Origin of the sequence: Infirmifilum lucidum (assembly GCF_014876775.1) — an archaeon.
Classification (GTDB): domain Archaea; phylum Thermoproteota; class Thermoprotei; order Thermofilales; family Thermofilaceae; genus Thermofilum; species Thermofilum lucidum.
Genome location: NZ_CP062310.1, coordinates 1351357 through 1372797 on the forward strand (window position 1 = coordinate 1351357; position 21441 = coordinate 1372797).

A 21441-nucleotide genomic window follows, 5' to 3' on the forward strand; every position below is an offset into this window, starting at 1 on the left:
GTAGTTGATAGTGGCTAGGAGCGTTATCGATCTAATTGGGCGCACACCTATGGTCAGGATAAACAAGCTGGTCTCGCCGGAAGACGCAGAGCTCTACGCAAAGCTAGAGTGGTACAACCCGGGTGGCTCCGTCAAGGACAGGATGGCGAAGTATCTCATCGAGTATGCCGAGGCGGCTGGGAAGCTGACAAAGGACAAGATAATCCTTGAGGCAACTTCAGGGAACACCGGCATAGCGCTTGCGATGATAGCCGCTGTAAAGGGGTACAAGTGCACGATAATAATGCCTGAGTCTGTCAGCGTGGAGAGGAGGAAGATCATCAGGGCCTTCGGCGCAGAGCTAATACTGACACCAGGCCACCTCGGCACAGCGGGCGCAATAGAGCTCAAGAAGAAGCTGTTAAGCGAGAACCCCGACAAGTACGTCGACCTGGATCAGTTCAGCGACCCGGCAAACATCCTAGCCCACTACCACACGACGGCCAACGAGATATGGGAGCAGACACAGGGGAGGGTAGACGTGGTCGTCGTCGGCATAGGGACGGCCGGGACGGGGGTAGGGGTCTCGATGCGTCTCAAAGAGCTGAAGCCATCAGTCAGGGTCGTGGGCGTTACGCCGAAACTCGGGCTGTCGATACAGGGCCTCAGGCACCCCCGAGAGCCAAACCCCACCAAGCTTTTCAGGCGGGAGGCCTTCGACGAGGTAGTCGAGGTCGACGAGGAGCAGAGAAAAGAGTCGTTCAAGCTAGCTAGAGAGCTTGCAAGCAAGGAAGGGCTGCTGGTGGGTATGAGTGCCGCGGCAATAATGCTAGTAGCCGTCAGGAAGGCCCGCGAGCTCGGGAAAGGGAAGGTCGTCGTTGCCGTGCTGCCAGACAGCGGGCTAAAATATCTCTCAACAGAACTATTCGAGTAACAGTATGCTTCCTGAAAAAGTAACCTGAGGGAGTTAGAAGGACAAGGTAACGATCGTAAAGATCGGGCATTGCAAACCAGGTACAGTCCTCCCTCTCTAATATTTTTCACATAATATTCTTTTACTTTCACTAAAAACGATAACTTCACCTAAAACCGTCATAACTTTCTAAGTACGAAAAGTTGAGGTGGCTGGAGACTGCAGTTAGTAGCGGAGAAGGGGCCAGGTGTCATCCGTGAGGATTTCCCGTAGGGAGTTTGCTGCTCTCTGGCCAGATTTGTGATGACAGCGGGGGATTGTAGGGGGTTTACCTATCTTTGCACGAGGTAAACAGCCGTAGACCACTTAGGCCGCTTCTACGCGCTACAAGCCGACAAGTATATGTGTAACTTATACACTTCCCTATACGTGGCAATATCCGTCTCACAACACATATCCGTGTACTCCATAGGGCTTGGCCCCACTGAACTGTTGCTACTCACACTTCTCGCTATAATCCTGTTCGCCCCGAGGAAGCTTCCCGAGCTAGCTAAAGCCTTGAAGGAGTCTGCAGATATAATCAGGAGGGAGGCTAGTGGTAGCGCGGAAAAGTCTAGCGTAGAGGACAAGGAGAGGGCATTGAAGGAGGTAGCGGAGAAGTTAGAGGCTAGCGAGAAACAAGAGAAAAAGAAGAGACGCTTCTTCTAGCCTAGCCTGCCGCAAACCGGGCAGTCTTTCCTCCTCTCAACTCTTAGGACATCGAAGGAGAGCCTGACGCCGTCTACTAGTACTAACTTCCCGACAGCGACTTCTCCGTACCCAGTGAGCAGTTTGAGGACTTCCTGGGCTTCGAGTGAGCCGAAAACCCCGGGCGTCGGGCCGACTATAGGGAAGGGCCTCTCCTCTCTCGGCTCTGTCGGGAAGACGCAACGCAGGCAGGGGCCTTCACCCGGCTTCACCACCATGAGCTGGCCGTACAGCCCCCTCACTGCCGCATGGACTAGCGGCTTCCTCAGCGCGACGCACGCCTCGTTGAGGAGGAACCTCGTCTTCCAGTTGTCGAGGCAGTCTACCACAACGTCAGCTTTACTCGCTATTTCAAGGGCGTCCTCGAGAGTATTTATCCTCTTGGAATATACCTCTAGCTGGACATTGGGGTTGAGCTTCCTCAACTTCTCCGCTGCACTTTCGACCTTTAAGCGACCTATATCTGAGGTCCAGTGGAGGAACTGCCTGTTGAGGTTGCTAAGCTCCACTGGCTCGGAGTCCACGAGAATAAGCCTGCCAACTCCGGCTGCAGCTAGGTAAGTCGCGACAGGCGAACCCAGGCCCCCCAGGCCTACAACGGCTACCGTCGCCCCTCTCAGTTTCTCTTGGGCTTCAACCCCCCACATCCTTATTTGCCTGTCATACCTCTCTAGTTCCTCGCTTGTTAGCACCACAGTTGTATATCTAGTGTTTGACAGTAAATAATTTAGCTCTGGTAGCGGAGAGGGCATTCGTGAAGGCTGTAGCGATCATTGGCTTTAAGAACTCGGGCAAGACAACTGTAGCAGAGTTTCTCGTTAGGGAGCTCAAAGCACGGGGTCTACGTGTAGCAGCCCTGAAGCACGCGCACGGCGGTATAACCCCATATAACGACGATTCGAGCAGGCTTTACAAGGCTGGCGCTGACGTGTCAGTGGCCCTATCTGAGGAAGAGGCCGTGGAGTACAAGCGCGGGAAGCCAGCTCTCTGGCAGTACATTTCGTCGCTCAGGGGCTACGATTTTCTCGTCGTCGAGGGCTTCAAGGATGTTTTCCCAGGATCCAGGATAGTGGTTGCAAGGAACGTAGAAGAAGCCAGGCAACTCTCGGACTCACTTGTGATAGCATATACTGGCGGTGTCGCGAGACAGGCTACTGATGCGAGCCTTCCCGCGCCTGTTGTTGACTTTGAAAGGGAGCCGGAGAGGCTCGTGGAGATTGCTCTGGAAAAGTCGATTGAGCCCCTACCGGCTCTAAATTGCGGCTTCTGCAGGTACGGCTCTTGTCTGGCCCTTGCTGAGGCTATAATGCGGGGAGAGGCAACGTATGGAGAGTGCACCGTGCTCGCCAGCCGGGTAAAGCTCACAGTCGACGGGAGGCCCGTCGAGCTAAACCCCTTCGTCCAAGACGTCTTCAGGAACGTTGTTCTGGGGCTCGTCGCTACGCTAAAGGGTGTTGAGCAAAACCCTAGGAGAGTCGAGCTTAGCGTTTCAATCTAGGAGTGGCCCTACCCCTCCACTTCCAGAGTAGCTTTTCAAATAGCGGAAAAAATAAGAAACAATGAGTAATACTCTACTCGGGAAATTGCAGCGGCAAACCTAGCGTGATGGGTGTTATGGTTTCGAGGAGTGCTGACTGACTTAGACAGGCGCTGAGAGACCTAGAGCATGCCCAGCGTTCTCTCGATGCGGGAGACTACGAGTGGGCATGTTTTGCAGCGCAGCAGGCCGGAGAGAAGGCCGTGAGAGCCCTATACCAGAAGCTCGGCGTAGAAGTATGGGGGCATTCAATAACTCGTCTTCTCGCAAGCCTCCCAGAGGGCATGAGGCCTCCGGAAGACTTGGTAGACAAGGCGAAGGAGCTCGACCGCCACTACATACCAACGCGTTACCCAAACTTTCACCCCGAGGGCGCGCCAATGGATTACTACTCTAGGGCAGATGCAGAGAGGGCTAATAGGTATGCCAGAGAAATCGTGGAGTTCTGCAGGAGTAAGATTGTATAGGCTTGACCGCGAGAAAGTCGTTGCAGAGCTTAGGAGGTATGCCCGAGACGCCTTGAGAAAGGGGGCCCTGCTAGTGGTTCTAGTAGGCTCTCTAGCTAGAGGCGACTACACAGCCTACTCTGATGCTGATGTAGTAGTGGTGCTCGAATCATCAGACAAGAAGCCACACGAGAGGATCCCTGAGTTCCTCGACCCCACGCTTACCGTAGACGTCAACCCCTTTGTCTACACCCTCGACGAAATCTTGGACTTTGCCAGGAGTGGTAGGCGCGTAGTCAAGGAAGTCCTCGAGTACGGGGTTGTGCTGGAAGATGACGAGAGACTGCTCATGCTCATCAGAGAGGCTTATGAGTTATCAAGGAAACTCCCCGAGTAAAGGCTGGACGCTTGACCGGAGGAGCCCCACGACCTGTTCTTGCCTTGCCGTATTGAGGCTCTTTAAGCGTCTTTTCCACTTTATGAAGCCCAGTAATCTCGGCACGAGGTTTATTTAAAAGGTGCCCTGGAGTGGAGCGCGGCCATGGTCGCTACAACACTCGTGGGGAGTTTTCCTCTCGAGTACTCCGAGTCTAACATAAGGAGGGCCCTGGAGGATCAGGCCGAGTTAGGGGTAACTTTCCCCGTCCTCCCCCAGTTAAGGGACTTTGTCTACATGTATGTCGAGCCAATGATCAGAGGAAGAGTTGTTGTGCAGGAGGGGCCCGGGTTCCGCCTCAAGGGAGACGTAGAGGAGGTAGAGCCAGAGCCCCCTGAGGACATTCTCGTGGCCACTGACATTGCCAGAGAGTTGGGGGTTAGGTTCCGCGTGCCGATCACAGGCGCTTTCACCATTGCCTCGAAGATAGCGCTGGCTGGCGGGAGGGTGGGTGACATGTCAACCTCCCTGCTCACCGACGCGTCTGCCCGGGAGGGGGCAGTGGCCTACGTGAAGAGGATGGCCAGGAAACTCCACAGAGAGGTTAGGGGGGACGTCTACTGCGTGGACGAGCCGGTTCTCTCCGTAATTGTCGGCTCGCGTAGCGTTATGTACGGGATCACGCCCGAAGAGATAAGCTCTGCGCTGGATTCTGTACTGGCAGAGTTAGGCGGAATGTACAGAGGTGTGCACGTGTGCGGTAAACTGCCACCCCTCCTGAAGGGGATCCTCTTGAAGTTGCAGAACGCTAACTTCCTAGACCACGAGCACAGCGACTTCCCGGCTAACAGGATCTACTATACAAGGGAAGAGTTAGCAAGCTCTAACAAAAAACTAGCATACGGGATAGTCTCGCCGATAAAGCCTTCCGTGGAGCATGAAGAGGAGGTTCTAGCGCTGGCTAGGGATGCCGTCGATAGATACGGGGGCACGTTGCTATTCTTCAAGCCTGACTGCGGGTTCGGGGGGCTGAGGGGCTTCCTTAAGGGGCGCGAGTACGAGGAGATAGTTTTGAAGAAGATAAGAGTCCTAGTGAGTGTAGCCGAGAAGGTAGACTATGGAGCTGTTAAAACTTGACAGGCCAGAGGCCTGCACCATAGTTGAGAGGCTAAACAGGTTTGTCGTAGAGGTTAGAGTAGGAGGCAAGCTCAGCCTGGCACGTATAACTAACACGGGGCGGCTCAGGGACTACCTCGTAGCGGGCAGAGTCGGTTACTGCCTCCCGAACAGAGGGAAAACTAACTACAGGCTAGTAGCTGTGGAAGACTTAGCAGGTGCGGCGCTAATAGATACAGACCTCCAGATGAAAAGCTTCGAGGCTGCACTGAGGGCCGGTGCTTTGAGGTGGGCGCCCTGCGAGATTATATCGAGATCCCCCAGGGTTGGTTCCTCGAGGCTCGACTACTTGCTCAGGTGTAGGGGCACCAATAAGTACGTTGAGCTAAAAAGCGCAGTTCTCAGGGACGGCGACTTCGCAATGTACCCAGATTGCCCAACCCTGAGGGGTAGGCGGCACATCTCCGAGCTGATAGGCCTAGCAGAGAAAGGGATTAAAGCCATGATAGTCTTCGTTGCGGCACTCCCCGGTGTGCGCGCCTTCAAGCCCTATAGGGAGGGTGACCCTGAGGTAAGCGTCCTGTTGGGGAAAGCCGTGGAGCTGGGGGTTGAAGTAAGGGCTTTCTCGATACACTACGACCCAGACGCCTCTGTAGTGGTGCTTGATAGGGAAGAACTTGAAGTAGTTATCTAGCCCTGCTCAGCAGTCACCCTCTTTATAAGCGCGACGTACTCTCTCTTCGCCTTCTCCATGTACTCTGGGCTTAGCAAGCCGTGGGGTGTAGGCGTCTCGAATATCCTCTTGGGGAATGCGACGCCCTCGGGGTTAAACCCCTCTCTAATTTTGAGCCTGTATTTCTCTCTGAAGATCTTCTTCCCGAGCTTTACGAGGTCGTCTACACTCAAATCAAACCCCACTGGCTTCAGCGCCTCGGCGACGACTTCAGGCTTGTATATTTCCCGGGCAAAGAAGCAGACGACTAGGCTCGATAGCACCTGGCGCCACGCCTCCTCCTCGTAGAGCCTGTTAACGACTTCTCCTGGCGGCAGTGACTTGCCTATCGTCCTTTGGTCGAGCGAGTACCCGGCGCTGTCTAGGTGACTGTGCCTTGCCCCAAAGGCGTAGGTAAGGTACGCGGCAGGTCCTGTGTGGTAGCCCGCCATCTCGTTTCCGGAGAAGCTCAACGCGAAGTCCCTCCCCCCGAAGCGCTCCGAAGCGTACATAACTCCCCGCGCCATAGCCTTATAGAGTTCTGTTGGCTGCTCGACTATCCTCTTCGCGGCCTCGATGTAAGCCTCGTAGTTGCCCCAGTCCAGTTCCACCCCGCCTAGATCCTCCCTCGTGATAACTCCCCTCTTGTACGCCTCGGTAGCCCACGCCAGCACTACCCCCGTGGTCATAGCGTCCAAGCCGTATGCCTCCACGACGTCAATCAACTTTAGCAGGCCTTCAGGCTCCCGCGCCCCAAGCATGGCTCCAAGAGCGTAGATGGGCTCGTAGTCGTACCCCACGAACGTCGTCTTGTAGAAGTAAGGCTCCTCCTCGTACGGCTCCCGGAGGACTGCCAGGTGTATGCACGCGACGGGGCAGTGGGCACAGGAGACCCTCCTGCCGAGGTATTTCTCGGCTAGGTACTCACCCGAAATTCTGCCGGCTGTCTCGAGGCGCGACTGTAGGAGGTTGATGGACGGCAGGGCCCCGAGTTCATTTAAGTGTAGTACGTTCACAGGCGTGCCTATGTCGTGGTACTTCTTCATGAGGGGGCTCTCCACTATGAGCTTGAATATCTTGTCATAGGCTTCCCGGTAGGCCTTCCTGTCGGCAACCGGGATTGACGACCTGCCCGTGACGACGAGTGCCTTGAGCTTCTTACTGCCGAAGACAGCCCCCAGCCCAAGCCTCCCGAAGTGCCTGTAAGTCTCCGTGATTACGTTCGCGTAGCTGACCATCCTCTCCCCTGCGCGGCCGATCCTCATTATCGTTCTCAGTCCAGAGCCCGGCTCGACCTCGCGGATAATCCTCCCCACAGTGTGGCTACTAGTCATCCCCCAGAGGGCGCGCGCATCCCTGAAGAATACTCTGTCGCCCTGTACGGAGACCCACACGGGGAGGTCACTCGCACCTTTTATCACTATTGCGCCGTAGCCGGCCAGGCGTATTGCGATGGCGCTCCTACCCCCGGCGTGGCTTTCCCCGAGATTGCCGGTGTGCGGGCTCTTGAACAGCGCTACAGTCTTCGAGGCAGTAGGGTACAAGCCGTTGAAGGGGCCTACAGCAAGTACGATGACGTTCTCCGGTTCCAGTGGATCCGCGTTCCGGGGGAGCTCTTCCTCCAAGAGCTTGACCGCCACGCCGACTCCGCCGAGGTACTCTTCGAAGAGGTCGGATCTGTCTTCAACCCAGTACTTCTTACCCGTTAGGTCGATGTACAGCACTCTGCTCAGAGACCCCAGCACGGCCACCCCCATCACCTTGAAAGTGCTAGGACGTTGTACGGGCAGTAACTCGTGCAGTAGCCGCAGTGCACGCAGATTATAGGCTTGTTGCTTTCATAGTCCCACATCACAGCTCCTATAGGGCAGGCCCTGGCACAGTTCCCACAGCCAATACACTTCTGCGCGTTCAGGATGACACCTCCCCCTTTGCGTCTCACAAGCGCCCTCGTCGGGCAGACTGCTGCACAAGACGGATCCTCGCAGCCCCTACAGACAACTACTTTAAAGCCTCTCTCGACTCCCCCGATGCTCGCAACGTGTATGGCGGATTTCGCCAGCCCGCCTTCGCCGAAGCGCCTCGAGCAGGCAAACATGCACGACATGCACCCGACGCACTTATTGACGTCCTGTACGACTAGCCTCGACACACTTGTCGAATCCTTCTCCATGTAAAATACTTTCTGATTATATCTGATTACAACTAGTTGAAAATGAGGTTTTTATAAGACTCCCGCGATCATCTATAACGCTATGGGCAGTTCTCACCAGAGGGATTTTCTCGTAGAGCTGGAGCCCCTCGGGTTAAACCAGACAGTTTCTGTGGCTGCTGAAAGGATGTGGCGCTACGAGGTACCTGTTACCCCAGTAGTCGACGACGAGGGTAAGTACTTTGGTGTTGTCTCTATATTCACCATTCTAAAGACTCGAGCTCACGGTGAAGCGAAGCTCAGGAACGTAGCTGAGAGAGCCCCCACACTAACCTATCCGGTTGATCCTGTTCACGCTGCTAGGCTTCTCACTAAGACAGGCTTACCGGGCCTAGCCGTCCTCGAGGGGGACAGGGTGATAGGTGTTGTCTCGGCTAGGAGGGTGATACTCTCCCTGAATCTCGCCCCCCGCGTCCCTGCTAAGCACTTCATGTACTCCGTTGAGCCGCTAAAACCAGAAGACAGCGTGGAGAAGGCCAGGAAGGTGATCTCTGAGGTGGGCTTGAGGCTGGCCCCTGTAGTGCACGGGGACAGGCTTGTAGGCGTCGTGAGAGTATACGACCTGGTAAACTTCGTCTACAACACCCCCCTCAGGAGGGACAGGCTGGGCGAGGTTCGCGGTGAGGCCGAGTATTTCCTCTCGCAACCCGTCTCGAAGATGATGATCCCAACAAGCAGGGTACTGTCCATAGACCAGGTTCCCAGCAGAGAGGATCTCGCCGAAGGTGTAGTCGTCTTGGAGAACCAGAGGGTAGCCGGCGTGATATCGCCTTACCTCTTCCTCCGGAGGCTACTACCACAAGTAGAGGAGGCAAGGCTCCCGGTGAGGATCGAGGGAATAGAGGGGCTCGACTTCATAGAGCAGAACCTCATAATGAAAAAAGCCCTTGAAACAGCAAAGGACGTGGCTGAGAGGGCAAGCCTCTTGAGCCTGACTGTCGTGGTCAAGCCACGGGAGAAGGCCGGCGAGAGGCGCAGGTTCGACGTAGCCACCTCCATAAAACTGGACAAAGGCATGCACTCAGCTTCCTCCTCGGGGTGGGACGCCGTGCAGGCCGCATACGACGCATTGGAGGCCGTGTACAAGAGCTTTTCAAAGATAAAAGACAAGAAAAGAGAGCTAAGAATCGGTAAAGCACGTCTCAGGAAGTTCCTTGGTTTATAATACTCACGCTTATTCTTTCGAATTAGATTTTTCTCCTTCAATACTTTGGAGGTTTAATTCTTCAAGGGAAACTGTTGGACTGGTAGCTCCTTCTCGAATCTGTGTTTCCTCTCTGGCTACAGTTCCTTCACTTATAGTCTCTTCAACCATGGGAAACGGCCTCTCGTACCTTAAGCGGGTATACCCCACCTCTATCACATCACCTTCTTTCAGAGGGTAAGGCTCGCCAGCTCTTATTTTGTTACCATTTACTAAGGTAGGGTTAGTCGGGTTTAAATCTTCCCAGAAGCACTCCCCGTCCCGGCATGTAATCTTCGCGTGGCCAAACTTGCCCCTCAAGGGGGAGTAACGTGTTACGTATGTATCCTTAACTGGAAACTCGAAGACCAGACTACCCCCACCGTCAAAGAGTGCGACTTTATTATTTTCGGGGTTCCTTCCAATAATCAGGTATCCATTAGAAGGGAGTGTGAATTGTACACCAAAGCCTTCCAGAATGAGAAACCCAGAAGCCGAAAACACTGATGTTTCAGGGTATAGAAGGCTCAGCTTTTGTTTTTTGAACAGCCTTATGCGAACCATGACAACTACGTGTGAAATGTTAATCAGAGCGTATTAAAGCTTTACTTCTTCTGTTAATGATGAAAATCCAAGTCTTCTTCCTAGAGGAGAATCTACACTTGAAAGCTTTGCCCTTCAGGGGGGATGTATGGAAACGGGGTAGAGGGGTAGCAGGCTGAAGGCCTAGTTCTAGCCTGGACAGAAGGGTTTAGCCCCAAACCCCCACCTAGCGAGAATTCACTAGAGCGGACTACGGCCGTTTTCCAGCATTCGTTTTCCAGCATTCTCTCAACCTAAAATCTTTTTCTAGGAATTACTGCCTTTCTGATATCGTGGCTGACATTTTTCGTGACAGGATTCACGCGGGCAGATTGTTGGCTGAGAAGCTCCTCCAGGCTATAGGTGTCCAGCTGAACATGATGGTTCTCGGAATACCGAGAGGCGGCGTCGTCACCGCTAGGAGCGTCGCCGACCAGGTAAACGCGCCGCTCAGTGTTATAGTCTCACGCAAGCTACGCGCCCCCTACAACCCGGAGCTCGGTATAGGGGCCGTGAGCGAGCACGACGCGCTCTACGTCAACTGGGAGCTCGTGCACGAGCTCGGCATTACAGAAGACTACCTTAAGAAGGAGGTAGAGTACCAGAAGAAGAGGGTTCAGGAGTACGTCCTGAAGTTTAGGGGAGGAGCCCCCCTCTCCCTGAAAGGCTCAACTGCAGTCATCGTAGACGACGGGGTAGCGACAGGCGCCACAGTAATAGCTGCAGCCATAGCCGCCAGGAACGCTGGCGCATCCAAGGTCGTGGTAGCGACGCCCGTGATAGCTGAAGACGTCGCGGGCCTGGTTGCCAGGTACTGCGACCAGCTCGTCTGGGTTCTGAGGCCCAGGATACTCTACGCCGTGGGAATGTACTACGAGGACTTCAGCGAAGTCACGGACGAGGAGGTACTGTCGCTACTCAGGAGCTCCACACCACAGTGAAGCCCTAGCTCCTCCACTGTGGTCTCTCCCATATAGTGCCGTTAGACCAGACGTATACAACGTAAGCTATTGTCGAGCCTGCGTCCAGCTCTACATATAGTGACGGGGGAGCCCGACCCTTGGCTTCACTGTAGAAGTAGTGGCCTACGATTAGAGGCTCAACCCCGCCAGGCCTGTCGGGATCCAGGTAAAACACTGCTGAAGGCTCTACCCACCACGTTACGTTGGGGACGTGTTGACACGGAGCGTGAGTCCACCGGACTATACCCTTTGAAGAATATTTAAGAGTGGTGTAGCTAACTGCATTCGGGTCATAGGAAGCTGATGTTGACACACCCGCCCTAGTGGGTTTCACACTCACGGTAAACTTTGTACACGATGTATTTATTCCAGGCTCGTAGCCAAGGAGGATTTGACCCGGGAATATGTCTGTCATCCCGTCTACCTCGGTAACTGCCTTGCTGAACGTCCAGTGTATCGGCCCAGAGCTATACACTGTAGTTAAATGGGCGACGCGTACTAGGAAATACCTGTATAGCTTGCCGCTGGCGCCCTGCGAGCTGTAGTAATAATACTTGCTTCTCACATGAATTCTACCCGCCTTCATACCGTAGTACTCAATACTGGATGTTTTCCAGTCAACCCATCCAATCAGGGTGAAACCGGTGATGTTCGTAATGGAGTGTGTAGAACCCGCCCTCCTGCCCACTACCTCTGTAATCCAGTCTAACCACTCGGCTACAAGCCTTTCTAGGGGGTACATGCCCTCCAAGACGAAGTAGCACGGAATGTATCCCGTCTTATCCCGCTCAGCATGGACAGCGAATATCGTGACTTCTGGCTTCAACCTGAAGCTGGTGATCCTGTCGGGGCCTCCTGCGCTAGCGACCCAGAGTGTGAATTGGGAGGCTATTGAGTCCCTGCCTATGGTTCCAGTGAAGGCGTTGCCCGCATCACGTCCTATGACGGCTATTGGTTTTCCCGACGCGAGAGCCTCCCTGACGGTGTCTCTCAGAGTAGCCCCGTGGCGGCGAGCCCACCCCGTGTCTACGAGTAGCGCTGTAGCCTGCGTGGCGTGGGCGGGCTCCAGTGTAGTCGAGACTCTCGCAGGTACTCCAAGCCTGCCGAAGACTTTGCGGAACATCTCCACCTTATCTTCTGTGGCCAGGACATAGACATTGAAGCCCTCGGGAAGTCGGTACGCGGGGGTCTTGGCTTCTTGGGAACCCGTACCTGTATGGGGGGTTGTAGTAGTTGGAGCGATGTAAAGTGCTATTGCGGGGGCGAATACTATCAGGACAATCGCCACGAGAGAGCCTAACGCTACTAGTTCCTGGAGCCCCCTTCCCCGGTTCATCATCTTGTTTTTGATAACAGGGCTATATATACCGTTGTAGCGGCCACGGGAACCCTCCAGCGCCCCTACAGGGTAGTCTTCCAGCCCTAGCCGGCAGGGGGTGGCACGAAGTACGGGCGTCAAGGCGCCCTTGCCAGAGGCGCTGAATCAATGGCTACTCTTCTCCAAAGGTGTGAGCGCACCCGGGTTAAGGCAGGGCGGGAGCAGTACGCTGTTGTCAGGCCGTGACTATTTTGAACCCTGCGGCCTTCCTGAGCCTATTCATCACTGTTAGGCCTAGCCCCCTCTCCTCGAAGCCCTCAGCCACTATGAAGTCCACGCCCCTCCTGTCGAGCTCCCGCAGGGCCCCGAAGAGGTTCCTCGCTACCACGAACATGTTGCCGCGGGGGCCCAGGCTTAAGACCTCCTTGAAGCCTTCGTAGTAGTGGAGAGTCTCGTCGCTACACAGGATGCCGACTCTCAGCCCCCTCGAGGCCTTCTCAACAGCTATTTCCCTGACTTTCTCGGCGAGCCGGGCGAGATCCGAGTAGTTATCGAGCTCCACCACGACCATCTCCGCTTTAGGGGCGTAGTGGCGGTACTTAGTCCCGGGAGCTATAGCCCTCTCGGCCTCCCCGAGCCCCCTAGCAAAACTGGGAACTACTATCTTTTGCCCGACGAGCCTCTCGACATCCTCTACGGGTAGTGCGCCGGGCCGTATAAGGACGGGCGGGTTTTCGGTCAAGTCGATTATCGTCGACTCTACACCGTGCAACGTCTCCCCCGAGTCTATGACTGCATCGATCTCCCCGTCAAAGTCCTCGAGAACGTGCTCCGCCCGCGTCGGAGACGGCCTACCTGACTTGTTAGCACTCGGGGCAGCTATGGGCTCCCCAACCTCCTCGATGAGCCCCAGCGCGACTGGGTGTGAGGGAACCCTGACAGCAACCTTCGGCAGGCCGGCTGTAACCTCGTCTAGAACCTTCTCCCCCCGGTAGAGGATGAGCGTGAGGGGGCCTGGCCAGAACCTCTCGGCGAGCTTGAACGCCAGCTCGGGTACGTCGCGCGCCACGCTATGTAGCCAGTCGGGCGAGGCTAGGTGCAGTATAAGGGGGTTGTCAGGGGGCCTGCCCTTAACTTTAAATATCCTCAGTACTGCCTCGTGAATGCTCGCTACTGCGCCTAAGCCGTAGACTGTCTCTGTCGGGAAGGCTACGAGCCCCCCCATCTTCAGAATACCGGCTACTCTCTCGATAAGCGTCCTGTCAGGATTTTCAGGGCTTATCTTCACAACGATTGCCTGCTTGTGCACGCCGGATGCACCCAGTGGGTAGTCTAGGAGTACTAGGCTCTAAATAAAGCCCCCCTCCCCAAACACCCCTTTCGGGGTTATACCGGTCATTGGGGGGGCAATGAATACGTCGCTTTAGGCATATTTCTGCTTTTCTAGCGTCCCGGCCCTCGAACACCTAGAGGGCGTTAGTATCCACTCCTCTCCCAGGTAGGGCCGGAAGGCAGGTGGCACGCTCACTTCGTGTCCCGGATTTGCCTAGCTCGTCAGCACTAGGAGTCGGAGTACATCCTTTTCCCTCCTTTCGACAAAAAACGTATTTTTGGAGAGCAATCGTTATATACCTCTTAGAAGAGTAAGGGCTCAATGACCCCCCTGATAAACGAGATAATATACGCTATAGCGCTGATGTTCTGGGTTCTACTCGTGGTCATGGTGATCTCGCGTCTCACCTACGACTACTTTGCCAGGCGCGAGAGCCACAAGGTAGCGATATACTACGCCAGGAAAGTCATCCACATCCTAGCCGGTGGAGTAGTAGCCCTGCTAATCGCCCTGTACCCCATCTTCCAAACACCGCTCCTGCCGTTCATCATGGGAATACTCTTCGCAGTATTCACCTACATCCCCCACAAGACTGGGAAGCTCATGTACTGGTTCCAGGATCCCGAGAACATATACGAGGTCGACTTCTGCATAATGTGGGCTATCTTCATAACACTAGGCTGGTTCGCCGGGAAACAACTGGGCTACAACAGCCCGTTCCTCTTCGGCGCCCTACCACTCCTATTCATGGCCGTCGGAGACGGAGTCACGGGCATAGTAAGGAACGCCCTCTTCAAGAGGAGAGTCAAGCACTGGAGCGGCAACCTGGCGATGTTTATCGTCAGCGCGGCTATGGCCCTTGCTCTCGGCTTCGGCGTTCCCGGGGTTCTCTCTGCGCTTGCGGCCAGCGTTGTCGAGCAGTTCGAGCACGTCGGGAACATAAAGCTAGACGACAACATTACAGTCCCGCTGGTGTCTTTTGCGACGCTATACATGCTCCAGTCTGCAAGTCTACTATAAACACACGGTGCTTAAGCTCACCTAGAGTGGAGAGTCTATCAAACCGCTCGAACGTGACGACGCGGCGCCACACGAAGCTACCGTAGGTTACAGACCTGGAGAACACGTTGTGTAGAGGCTTTTCGCATCTTTCGAAGCAAAGCAATAAATAGTCCTGTATTGTGGGAATTGTGGGAACCATGGTCGAAGTAGTCGTAGTCGACGATAGGGGCAGGGTGGTCATCCCCAGGGGGGTTCGAGAGAGGCTGGGCTTGTCCAGAGGTAGCAGGCTGTTACTAGTGGAACTTGGCAGTGACACGATAGTTCTAAGGAAGCTGGACGTCAGGACAGTTCTGGAGGAGATAGCCAGGGAGGTGAAGGAGAAGGGGGTTCCTCTGGAGAGGATTGAGCACGAAGTAGAGAAAGAGGCCAGCGAAGTTGCGTCAAAGAGGATCGAGGAAATTCTTGCTGGACACTAACGTCTTTCTGCCGCATTTAAATCAGGGTGGACTAGAACTACAGAGCTTTTACTGGAGCTAGTATCTAACCCCGACTACGAGCTTGTAGGCAACTCTGTGTTACTGGAGGAGTACAGAAGATGGGTTTTAAAGCTAAGCCTGGAAGATTCAGTACTGCGGGAGCCTGCCACAGCCCTCTACTCTCTCCTCAAGAGCAAGATGAGGCCCGTGGAGCCAGACAAGGAGCACCTGGAGGCTTGTAAACCCTACTTCCCCGAGAGCGAGAAAGCAGACTTGTACCATGCAACGTGCCTGAAGACCGGTGCAACCCTCATATCTAACGACAAGCACTTTTACGGGATAAGGGCGACCGGGCTCATCAGGGTGCTGAAGGCAAGTGAAGCCATAAGGGAAATCCTGAGCTGAAGCCCCGCCCTACGCACCAGCCCCCAGCCTCTCAGCTCTGGTATACACAGGAACACCTCTAGGGTTTGTTTTCCGCGACGCTCCCCCTCTTGCATAGAGATCCTAGAATAAGTCTTCCATAAACGCCTTCTGTTCTAAAGGCTAAGGCCTTTTTTAGTCGTAGTAACTGGATCAAGTATTCTCTTCACACAACTACTCGCCCTTATGAGCCTACTCAACGTATTTTTTGCAGTTGAAGCAGTAGAACTTGTTTAGGCTGTTGATGTATGTTGCTGGCAGGCCACAAGTAGGGCAAACCCTCCCTGCTGAGGCTTCACTCACGCCAGAACCAAGTGGTACCTCGGTGTTATCCGCCGCGTGGCGGGGGGAGACGACACTCTCGCCAGAATCATGTAATACCCCACAGAAGGCCCGGGACTCGCGGTCTAAGAGAAAGGCAATCCCGACGGCCGGCCCTACTGCGAGCAGGGCGTAGAGCGGGTCGACCAGGAACGCGAACACGATGACGAACGGGAGTGGGAGCGCGAACAGCAACACTGCCGCGAGCCACGCCCAGTCCTCTCCCTTCTTAAGCTTCCTGGCAACGAAATACGTGGTTACAAGCCCCAGGAGCCCGAGGGCCGTCATCCGGGGATTCACCGCCAGGGCGTAAAAGAGCAGGACAGAGGCCAGGAATACGAGGAGGTTTGCGGCAAGCCTGACGCGCTCAGGCGCCCCGGCTACCGACGCGGGCCGCGCTGGCACCGAGACCCGTACAGGCACCCCGTGCAGCCGCGGCCCACTCGTCTCCTCAACTACCACCTCCACGCGCGGCTCGCGTAGTGGCGTCCTCGTCTTCCACCTGATAAGCGGGTTCGCCCCGGCCTGGACGGCCCTCGGGAAGACCCTGCCGAGAACCTCTCTCACGTCGTCCCTGAGCCCCTGGAAGTCGCACTTGTCCACGTCGAAGGGGTCTATCCCGATTTCCTCCAGCCTCGCGATAATCCAGTTGGTGACGTGCCTGACGGCGTCCTCCCTCCCCATCCCGCCCCTGTAGGCCGCGTCAAGGGCAGCCCGTATGACAACGGCGGCCTTGTTGCAGACCCAGACCCTGTCCTTGTACAGGAAGGGCCTGTTCTTCTCGCACCACGAGCGGAACGCCGCGAACTCGGCCTCCGGCTCAAGCCACTCCATACAGCCGCCACGACAAATGCCTCTAGACCGCCTAATATCCGTAACTTCTTCAGCAATAAAAGTGAGAAAGAGCTGTGCGAGGAGCTGTGCTATGACTCTCTATTGTCTCTTGACTTCTTCCTATAAAGAAGGAATTGCGGCTGTGAGGAGAAAGGACGTGCACTATGAGGCCGAGGTGCGGCAGTGCAGGGCGTGCCACAACATATACGCGGGCAACACCCTCTGCCCCAACTGCGGCTCGGCCGAGCACGAAGTCCTCGTGAGGGCCCGCGGGAGGACGCCGACAAGGCCAAGTAGCTGGCGCTGATGTACACGCTCTAAAAATCCCATTTTTTACCTTTTTAATATTTCTCCTTCTCTTTTTTCCGCCCGCCCGTGCTATGGATCAAGTATTCTCTTCACACAACTACTCGCCCTTATGAGCCTACTCAACGTATTTTTTGCAGTTGAAGCAGTAGAACTTGTTTAGGCTGTTGATGTATGTTGCTGGCAGGCCACAAGTAGGGCAAACCCTCCCTGCTGAGGCTTCACTCACGCCAGAACCAAGTACTTTAACTACGATTTGATGCTCTTTCACGGCCTGGTCTGTAACTTTTAACACCAGGTTCACGGTAATACTAGCTCACAAAATAGGTATAAAACAGTTCTCTCACGCCTTTGGCGTGCTCTTCTTGGAAAAAGTTTATATTACATGAGGTAACATAGTTGTTTAGTATGAAGGCATACAAAGTAATACTCCCGCTCATTCTTCTTCTACTCATCCTAAGCCCAGTGTTTGCCCGTATAAACATACATGGTGTTGACTTCTACCTAACAAAAGGCGCTCTTGCTCCAGAGGAAACAAGGTTCAACAGGGGGGAGACAGTATATGTCGTCGCAAGCCCGCCAATCCAGGGCGCAACTATCGAAGTAGAAGTACTGCTTATCTTCCCACCCGGGAGCGGTAGACAACCCTTAACTCTCCTTCCTAGAATTCAAGTCAACCTCCAATCTGAAAAGATCTTGACACAATGGAACGTGCCTTCGAATGCAATTGAAGGAACATATAGCGTTAGGATTCGTGCATGGCGTCCAGGCGACCCCCAGCCCACTGAAGGAGAACTACCGTTTGAAGTAGGGTCTGAGTGCTTGATCCTTGGGGTTCCTTGTTGGCTATTTGCGGTTGCAATAATTTTAGCTGTTGGAGCAGTTGCTGTCGTCGTCACGAGAAAACCTACACCGCCGACCGGCGGCGCAGGTCTCCCTGAAATCGAAGCTAGGGGGATAGGGGGCGCCGAAACCGTTATCGTAAGAGAGCCCGGTACAATTGCGATCAAACAGCCTTCAGGTGAAACTATAACGGTCGTAGCTCATCTTGAGGCAGGTGGCAGGATGATTCCCATCGATAGGCTGCCGAGAGTTTATGGCAGAGAAGACTTCCGAGGACTAGTAACGGGTGAAACTCTCAACGTTATAAGCAGGAGACACTTCGAGATAGGCTATGACTACACTCAGGGAAGCTTCTACATAATGGATCTCGGGAGTAAAAACGGAACCTATCTAAACGGCGAAGACATAAGGGGCAAAGGCAGAGTCTCGCTCAAAAACGGAGACACGATATCTGTTGCAGGGGTTCTAAACCTACGCTTTGCAACAGGCCCTGGGAGTAGCCCGCCATCTTTATTTTAACCTCATATTTAAAAGAGCACAATAAATATGTCTCAGGAAGACTTAGAAAAAGAGCTCCTAAGCATACTCATAGAGAGAAGAGATAAGAAAGGATTAGTCGTCCTTGAGATCCCACAGTTTCTCAAACAGCTCGCAGAGAAGCATGGAAACCTAACTATAGAAGAATTTGAAGCAGCGATAGTTTCACTGGCACGTAAAGGAAAGATTCAACTCGTAAGTGTCCCTGGGTCGCTTAAAGGCCTTGTGAACTATGTCCGCGAAGAGTTAGAAAACTTGGATGCCAAGTTTTTAGCAGGAGAAATACCTTCTCAGGAATACCAAGTGAAGTTCACGGAGCTAGCCCAGAGCATCAATGAGAACAAGTTAAAGCCACTTACACAAGTTAATTTTAAACAACTATTAGCCGATATAGCCAGTAGTATAGAATTCTTGGAAAAAAGTAAGGGATCTCTTTCGAAGGGTGAAATTAGTGACGACGTCTATAAGGAACTTTCAGAGCAGTATGCCGGCAACCTTCAAGCTCACATCCAGACACTTGAGAGAATACTGAGGGTAGCAGAGAGAAAACTGACAGCGCTGGTGCGAGAGCTGACAATACTCAAAGCCGACAGCAGAATCAGGGGTGTTACGCCCACTGAAATAGAAAGTGCTCTCAAAGGCAAAGTAGAGAACATAAAGAAATATCTGTCTATGTCTCCCAGCCCCCCCTCTGTAGGGCTAGAGGAAAGGGTAAAAACTTTGAAGAAACAGTACCAGGAATATAGAGCTCGGGGGCTTATCGAGTCGAACCAAGAGTTGCTGAAGAAGGCTGAGCTTATTAAACAGGAGGTAGAGAGGCTAGAGGCACAGATTAAGGCTTACACAACATCGCCCGAGATAGCAACTAGTATAAAGAGCATACAAGACAAACTCCTCGAGTTAAGCAAAGGTGGCATGGTAACAGAGGATTTCGTACAGGCGTTCGAAAAACTCAGAGAAAAGGCAAGTAATATTCAAAGCTTACTGAGAAGCATAGAGGCTAAGTGAAATAGCCAAAATAGGAAACTGAGATATTATCAGGCCCCCCTCGGCTATTCGCTAGACTGACAAGGCTATTTAGAGCTATTTCCGGGATACGGTGGGACGAGACCAGTCTGAGTATCTCTTCCTCGAATACAACGTCAGACAATCCATCACTGCAGAGGATAATTTTCCTCGGTGGTATAAAAACATCTGGATATGAGTAAGTGTCAATCCTCGGTTTCTCCATTCCAATGGCACTAGTTATGATGTTCCTCTGTGGGTGGGTTCTTGCTTGCTCAGGCGTCAGAAGCCCTCTCTCGACGAGTTCATCAACGTATTTATGATCTCGAGTCAACTGCTGGATAGTGCGCATGTTAGAGTCGACTATGTATAACCTGCTGTCACCTACATGGGCATATGTCAACTCCCTACCCTTAATCGTAGCAAGGGTGAGAGTTGAAGCCATGTCTGTTTTCATCCTACGCTTGGCGTCAAGTACCCTCTGGTTCACAAGCTGGACAATACTCCTAAGATCTGAGGCGCTAACACTAAACCTTGAGACAATCGCGTGCAATGCGTGCTTAAGGCCATCCTCCACTGCAAGAGCGCTTGCCAGCTCGCCATACCCATGCCCCCCAGCCCCGTCTGCAACTCCTGCAAGCCTAAAGACCTCTCGTCTCCTACTCCTAGAAATCTTAACGGTTGAGGTGAAACATGAATCCTCGTTATTCTTCCTCCTCCTACCGACATCAGATGCGCACCCAGAAGTAATGAACATTCTGTGCTTAAACTTCTCTTCTAGCGGAGCGCGGATCACGAGCACCGATAAATCAACGCCGACCTCAGGTGCCAGTTGGTCAACTAAATCGTCAGGTGGCATTGCCGCAGTCACTTTACCAAGCTTTGTCTCATAAACCTGGTTGAGCCTCTGAGATGCTAGTAACAACACTCCTGAATCAAGGTTTAGGCTTGTCTTTCCCGCGATTTCTTTAAGCCTACCGCTGTGTCGCAGGTAAAGATATGGGGAACCGCCACTCTCAAAGTAAATTGACCCCCACTTGGTAAATAAAATGGCTTCTTCCCGTGAAAGCCTAAGTGTGGGCGGATTAATCTCTCCCTTGTGTAACCCGTCTAGGATACTGCTCATCAAGTTAGCCAGAGTGTTCTCCGCGAGGATAGCCTGAACATACGCTTTTATCCTCTCTCCCGCAATATATGCGTCGAGCGAAAACGAGAAAAGCAGTAGATCATCCATAGAATAAATTGAAGCACCGCTCACCCTCAGGGAGTGACGCTCACGCCCTCTTCCTAGAGGAGATTTCACCCTCTTAAACATTAGTTTTCCCCTTCTCGGGAGTTTTTATACCTTGCCTAAAGATTAAGCGTATACTATCGGCTACTCGGATTTCAGCGCCGTCACTTAGTTTAACCCAGCCCTTCCCCTTGATGGGGACGCCATTAACAAGCGTGGGATTAGTGCTAAAATCGTCGCGTATATACACACCGTCTCGCAAGACTGCTATCCGGAACTGCCCTCCTCTGCTCCTGCGAGAAAGATACATGGCTTTCATGCCGAGGTACGGGGCGAAGTCTTCACGGCTAAAAACTCTATCTCGAGCTGAAACCTCGAGTGTAAAGTTTTCGCCTACTAAGAAGTAATAAGCTTTTCTCTCAATCAATCTAGCTCGCAAAGCCACCGCACCTATGAGAGCCAAAACAGGAATGATGAGAATAAGAGCATATGGAAGCCAGTTAACTCTGCTTGGTTCAGTAGTTTCAATCTCGGGGAAGACTTGCTCAGCTTGTTGCTGGATGAAAACCTGTACAACAGCGTTCTTAACAGTTACGTTGAAATCTTGTCCCCCTTTACCAGCAGCCTTAAATAATGTTAAGTTCACGCTCATGGGTTGTTTGCATGAGCCACTTAAAATTCTGAATTCAATGGATGCTATAGTTGTTGAGGGCATTTTCAGAGGCTGTGCGTAGAACAAGTACTTATTTCCAGGAACTCTGCTTACCGTCCAGTTCCCGCCAGCTTCAACTCTTGTTAGGTTTATGCATCTACTCGTATACGAGAAGTTAAACTCCCCGGATAATATCTGGTCTGTCGCACTGAAAATAACTAGGTTTAAGGTGAACACTTGAGATGCTGTTACCCTATCCTTGTGAAAACCTACCACTGCTGCAGGCTGGCTTAAAGCCGTAAATGCGAGAAGACAGGCGGTCAGCGCGGCCAGTAGAGGCCATAACCCCTCTGCCCTCCGGCTCTCTTCTCCGAATCCTATAAACCTAACCATTC

At 53.4% G+C, this 21441-nt stretch carries 25 protein-coding genes; 15 read left to right on the forward strand and 10 right to left on the reverse strand.

Going from position 1 to position 21441, the window contains the following annotated elements; all coding sequences use genetic code 11:
* The first annotated feature begins 10 nt into the window (after positions 1 to 10).
* Complete coding sequence (locus IG193_RS07690; protein ID WP_225876133.1) at positions 11 to 913, forward strand: PLP-dependent cysteine synthase family protein; 903 nt, start codon at positions 11 to 13, stop codon at positions 911 to 913.
* A gap of 408 nt (positions 914 to 1321) precedes the next feature.
* Positions 1322 to 1600, forward strand: a complete 279-nt coding sequence (locus IG193_RS07695; protein WP_218042131.1) for a twin-arginine translocase TatA/TatE family subunit — start codon at positions 1322 to 1324, stop codon at positions 1598 to 1600.
* On the opposite strand, the gene IG193_RS07700 is transcribed toward IG193_RS07695, so the two are convergent.
* The gene (locus IG193_RS07700) at positions 1597 to 2334 is read right to left on the reverse strand and encodes a HesA/MoeB/ThiF family protein (RefSeq protein WP_225876074.1); all 738 of its coding nucleotides are present in this window, start codon (positions 2332 to 2334) and stop codon (positions 1597 to 1599) included. The two genes, IG193_RS07695 and IG193_RS07700, sit on opposite strands and share 4 nt — an antisense overlap.
* A gap of 59 nt (positions 2335 to 2393) precedes the next feature.
* Between IG193_RS07700 and mobB the strand changes: the two genes are divergently transcribed.
* The 5 genes from mobB to sfsA all read left to right on the forward strand — a co-directional run bounded on the left by mobB (position 2394) and on the right by sfsA (position 5808).
* Positions 2394 to 3137: a molybdopterin-guanine dinucleotide biosynthesis protein B gene (gene mobB / locus IG193_RS07705; protein WP_192818606.1), complete on the forward strand. Its 744-nt coding sequence runs from the start codon at positions 2394 to 2396 to the stop codon at positions 3135 to 3137.
* Between the two features lie 152 nt (positions 3138 to 3289).
* Positions 3290 to 3643, forward strand: coding sequence for a HEPN domain-containing protein (locus IG193_RS07710; protein ID WP_225876134.1), 354 nt, complete (start codon positions 3290 to 3292; stop codon positions 3641 to 3643).
* Positions 3636 to 4019, forward strand: a complete 384-nt coding sequence (locus IG193_RS07715) for a nucleotidyltransferase domain-containing protein (protein WP_225876075.1) — start codon at positions 3636 to 3638, stop codon at positions 4017 to 4019. The genes IG193_RS07710 and IG193_RS07715 overlap by 8 nt, the downstream gene beginning before the upstream one ends.
* Positions 4020 to 4163: 144 nt before the next feature.
* Positions 4164 to 5135: a uroporphyrinogen decarboxylase/cobalamine-independent methonine synthase family protein gene (locus IG193_RS07720; RefSeq protein WP_192818608.1), complete on the forward strand. Its 972-nt coding sequence runs from the start codon at positions 4164 to 4166 to the stop codon at positions 5133 to 5135.
* Positions 5116 to 5808 carry a DNA/RNA nuclease SfsA gene (gene sfsA, locus IG193_RS07725; RefSeq protein WP_192818609.1) on the forward strand — a complete coding sequence of 231 codons (693 nt, stop codon included), beginning with the start codon at positions 5116 to 5118 and terminating at the stop codon, positions 5806 to 5808. Before IG193_RS07720 ends, sfsA begins: the two co-directional genes overlap by 20 nt.
* On the opposite strand, the gene IG193_RS07730 is transcribed toward sfsA, so the two are convergent.
* Complete coding sequence (locus IG193_RS07730; protein ID WP_225876076.1) at positions 5805 to 7577, reverse strand: aldehyde ferredoxin oxidoreductase family protein; 1773 nt, start codon at positions 7575 to 7577, stop codon at positions 5805 to 5807. The genes sfsA and IG193_RS07730 overlap by 4 nt on opposite strands.
* Positions 7578 to 7582: 5 nt before the next feature.
* Positions 7583 to 7978 carry a 4Fe-4S dicluster domain-containing protein gene (locus tag IG193_RS07735; RefSeq protein ID WP_218042132.1) on the reverse strand — a complete coding sequence of 132 codons (396 nt, stop codon included), beginning with the start codon at positions 7976 to 7978 and terminating at the stop codon, positions 7583 to 7585.
* A gap of 103 nt (positions 7979 to 8081) precedes the next feature.
* Here IG193_RS07735 and IG193_RS07740 point away from each other — a divergent pair, with 103 nt between their 5' ends.
* Positions 8082 to 9203, forward strand: a complete 1122-nt coding sequence (locus IG193_RS07740; protein WP_192818611.1) for a CBS domain-containing protein — start codon at positions 8082 to 8084, stop codon at positions 9201 to 9203.
* 9 nt (positions 9204 to 9212) lie between these two features.
* On the opposite strand, the gene IG193_RS07745 is transcribed toward IG193_RS07740, so the two are convergent.
* Positions 9213 to 9785 carry an FHA domain-containing protein gene (locus IG193_RS07745; protein WP_192818612.1) on the reverse strand — a complete coding sequence of 191 codons (573 nt, stop codon included), beginning with the start codon at positions 9783 to 9785 and terminating at the stop codon, positions 9213 to 9215.
* 311 nt (positions 9786 to 10096) lie between these two features.
* On the opposite strand from IG193_RS07745, the gene IG193_RS07750 reads away from it, so the two are divergent.
* The gene (locus IG193_RS07750; RefSeq protein ID WP_192818613.1) at positions 10097 to 10744 is read left to right on the forward strand and encodes a phosphoribosyltransferase; all 648 of its coding nucleotides are present in this window, start codon (positions 10097 to 10099) and stop codon (positions 10742 to 10744) included.
* 4 nt (positions 10745 to 10748) lie between these two features.
* Here the strand turns inward: IG193_RS07750 and IG193_RS07755 are convergent, their stop codons facing one another.
* Positions 10749 to 12101 (reverse strand): type 1 glutamine amidotransferase family protein, encoded by a 1353-nt coding sequence (locus tag IG193_RS07755; RefSeq protein ID WP_192818614.1) that lies wholly within the window; start codon positions 12099 to 12101, stop codon positions 10749 to 10751.
* Positions 12102 to 12318: 217 nt separating this feature from the next.
* Positions 12319 to 13392: an L-threonylcarbamoyladenylate synthase gene (locus IG193_RS07760; RefSeq protein ID WP_225876077.1), complete on the reverse strand. Its 1074-nt coding sequence runs from the start codon at positions 13390 to 13392 to the stop codon at positions 12319 to 12321.
* A 345-nt stretch (positions 13393 to 13737) separates the two neighbouring features.
* Here IG193_RS07760 and IG193_RS07765 point away from each other — a divergent pair, with 345 nt between their 5' ends.
* The 3 genes from IG193_RS07765 (at position 13738) to IG193_RS07775 (ending at position 15299) form a co-directional block, all read left to right on the forward strand.
* Positions 13738 to 14436, forward strand: coding sequence for a dolichol kinase (locus IG193_RS07765; RefSeq protein WP_192818615.1), 699 nt, complete (start codon positions 13738 to 13740; stop codon positions 14434 to 14436).
* A gap of 179 nt (positions 14437 to 14615) precedes the next feature.
* Positions 14616 to 14894 carry an AbrB/MazE/SpoVT family DNA-binding domain-containing protein gene (locus IG193_RS07770; RefSeq protein ID WP_192818616.1) on the forward strand — a complete coding sequence of 93 codons (279 nt, stop codon included), beginning with the start codon at positions 14616 to 14618 and terminating at the stop codon, positions 14892 to 14894.
* 96 nt (positions 14895 to 14990) lie between these two features.
* A complete protein-coding gene (locus tag IG193_RS07775) occupies positions 14991 to 15299 on the forward strand; it encodes a hypothetical protein (protein ID WP_218042133.1) in 309 nt (102 codons plus the stop codon).
* A 210-nt stretch (positions 15300 to 15509) separates the two neighbouring features.
* Here the strand turns inward: IG193_RS07775 and IG193_RS07780 are convergent, their stop codons facing one another.
* The gene (locus tag IG193_RS07780; RefSeq protein ID WP_192818617.1) at positions 15510 to 16472 is read right to left on the reverse strand and encodes a hypothetical protein; all 963 of its coding nucleotides are present in this window, start codon (positions 16470 to 16472) and stop codon (positions 15510 to 15512) included.
* Positions 16473 to 16614: 142 nt separating this feature from the next.
* Here IG193_RS07780 and IG193_RS07785 point away from each other — a divergent pair, with 142 nt between their 5' ends.
* Positions 16615 to 16779: a hypothetical protein gene (locus tag IG193_RS07785; protein ID WP_192818618.1), complete on the forward strand. Its 165-nt coding sequence runs from the start codon at positions 16615 to 16617 to the stop codon at positions 16777 to 16779.
* A 117-nt stretch (positions 16780 to 16896) separates the two neighbouring features.
* On the opposite strand, the gene IG193_RS07790 is transcribed toward IG193_RS07785, so the two are convergent.
* Positions 16897 to 17082, reverse strand: coding sequence for a hypothetical protein (locus IG193_RS07790; protein WP_192818619.1), 186 nt, complete (start codon positions 17080 to 17082; stop codon positions 16897 to 16899).
* 104 nt (positions 17083 to 17186) lie between these two features.
* Between IG193_RS07790 and IG193_RS09200 the strand changes: the two genes are divergently transcribed.
* Positions 17187 to 18140 carry an FHA domain-containing protein gene (locus IG193_RS09200; protein ID WP_225876078.1) on the forward strand — a complete coding sequence of 318 codons (954 nt, stop codon included), beginning with the start codon at positions 17187 to 17189 and terminating at the stop codon, positions 18138 to 18140.
* A 27-nt stretch (positions 18141 to 18167) separates the two neighbouring features.
* A complete protein-coding gene (locus IG193_RS07800; protein WP_192818620.1) occupies positions 18168 to 19166 on the forward strand; it encodes a hypothetical protein in 999 nt (332 codons plus the stop codon).
* Here IG193_RS07800 and IG193_RS07805 read toward each other — a convergent pair.
* Together IG193_RS07805 and IG193_RS07810 are read right to left on the reverse strand one after the other, a co-directional pair.
* Positions 19159 to 20478 carry a PP2C family protein-serine/threonine phosphatase gene (locus IG193_RS07805; protein WP_192818621.1) on the reverse strand — a complete coding sequence of 440 codons (1320 nt, stop codon included), beginning with the start codon at positions 20476 to 20478 and terminating at the stop codon, positions 19159 to 19161. The two genes, IG193_RS07800 and IG193_RS07805, sit on opposite strands and share 8 nt — an antisense overlap.
* Positions 20471 to 21439, reverse strand: a complete 969-nt coding sequence (locus IG193_RS07810; RefSeq protein ID WP_192818622.1) for an FHA domain-containing protein — start codon at positions 21437 to 21439, stop codon at positions 20471 to 20473. Before IG193_RS07810 ends, IG193_RS07805 begins: the two co-directional genes overlap by 8 nt.
* Positions 21440 to 21441 lie beyond the last annotated feature (2 nt).

Coding starts and splice junctions, on each gene's coding strand:
- IG193_RS07720 (WP_192818608.1), top strand. CDS start 4,164: ATGGTCGCTACAACACTCGTGGGGAGTTTTCCTCTCGAGTACTCCGAG.
- IG193_RS07740 (WP_192818611.1), top strand. CDS start 8,082: ATGGGCAGTTCTCACCAGAGGGATTTTCTCGTAGAGCTGGAGCCCCTC.
- sfsA (WP_192818609.1), top strand. CDS start 5,116: ATGGAGCTGTTAAAACTTGACAGGCCAGAGGCCTGCACCATAGTTGAG.
- IG193_RS07780 (WP_192818617.1), bottom strand. CDS start 16,472: ATGGAGTGGCTTGAGCCGGAGGCCGAGTTCGCGGCGTTCCGCTCGTGG.
- IG193_RS07805 (WP_192818621.1), bottom strand. CDS start 20,478: ATGTTTAAGAGGGTGAAATCTCCTCTAGGAAGAGGGCGTGAGCGTCAC.
- IG193_RS07800 (WP_192818620.1), top strand. CDS start 18,168: ATGTCTCAGGAAGACTTAGAAAAAGAGCTCCTAAGCATACTCATAGAG.
- IG193_RS07770 (WP_192818616.1), top strand. CDS start 14,616: ATGGTCGAAGTAGTCGTAGTCGACGATAGGGGCAGGGTGGTCATCCCC.
- IG193_RS07755 (WP_192818614.1), bottom strand. CDS start 12,101: ATGAACCGGGGAAGGGGGCTCCAGGAACTAGTAGCGTTAGGCTCTCTC.
- IG193_RS07765 (WP_192818615.1), top strand. CDS start 13,738: ATGACCCCCCTGATAAACGAGATAATATACGCTATAGCGCTGATGTTC.
- IG193_RS07745 (WP_192818612.1), bottom strand. CDS start 9,785: ATGGTTCGCATAAGGCTGTTCAAAAAACAAAAGCTGAGCCTTCTATAC.
- IG193_RS07810 (WP_192818622.1), bottom strand. CDS start 21,439: ATGGTTAGGTTTATAGGATTCGGAGAAGAGAGCCGGAGGGCAGAGGGG.
- IG193_RS09200 (WP_225876078.1), top strand. CDS start 17,187: ATGAAGGCATACAAAGTAATACTCCCGCTCATTCTTCTTCTACTCATC.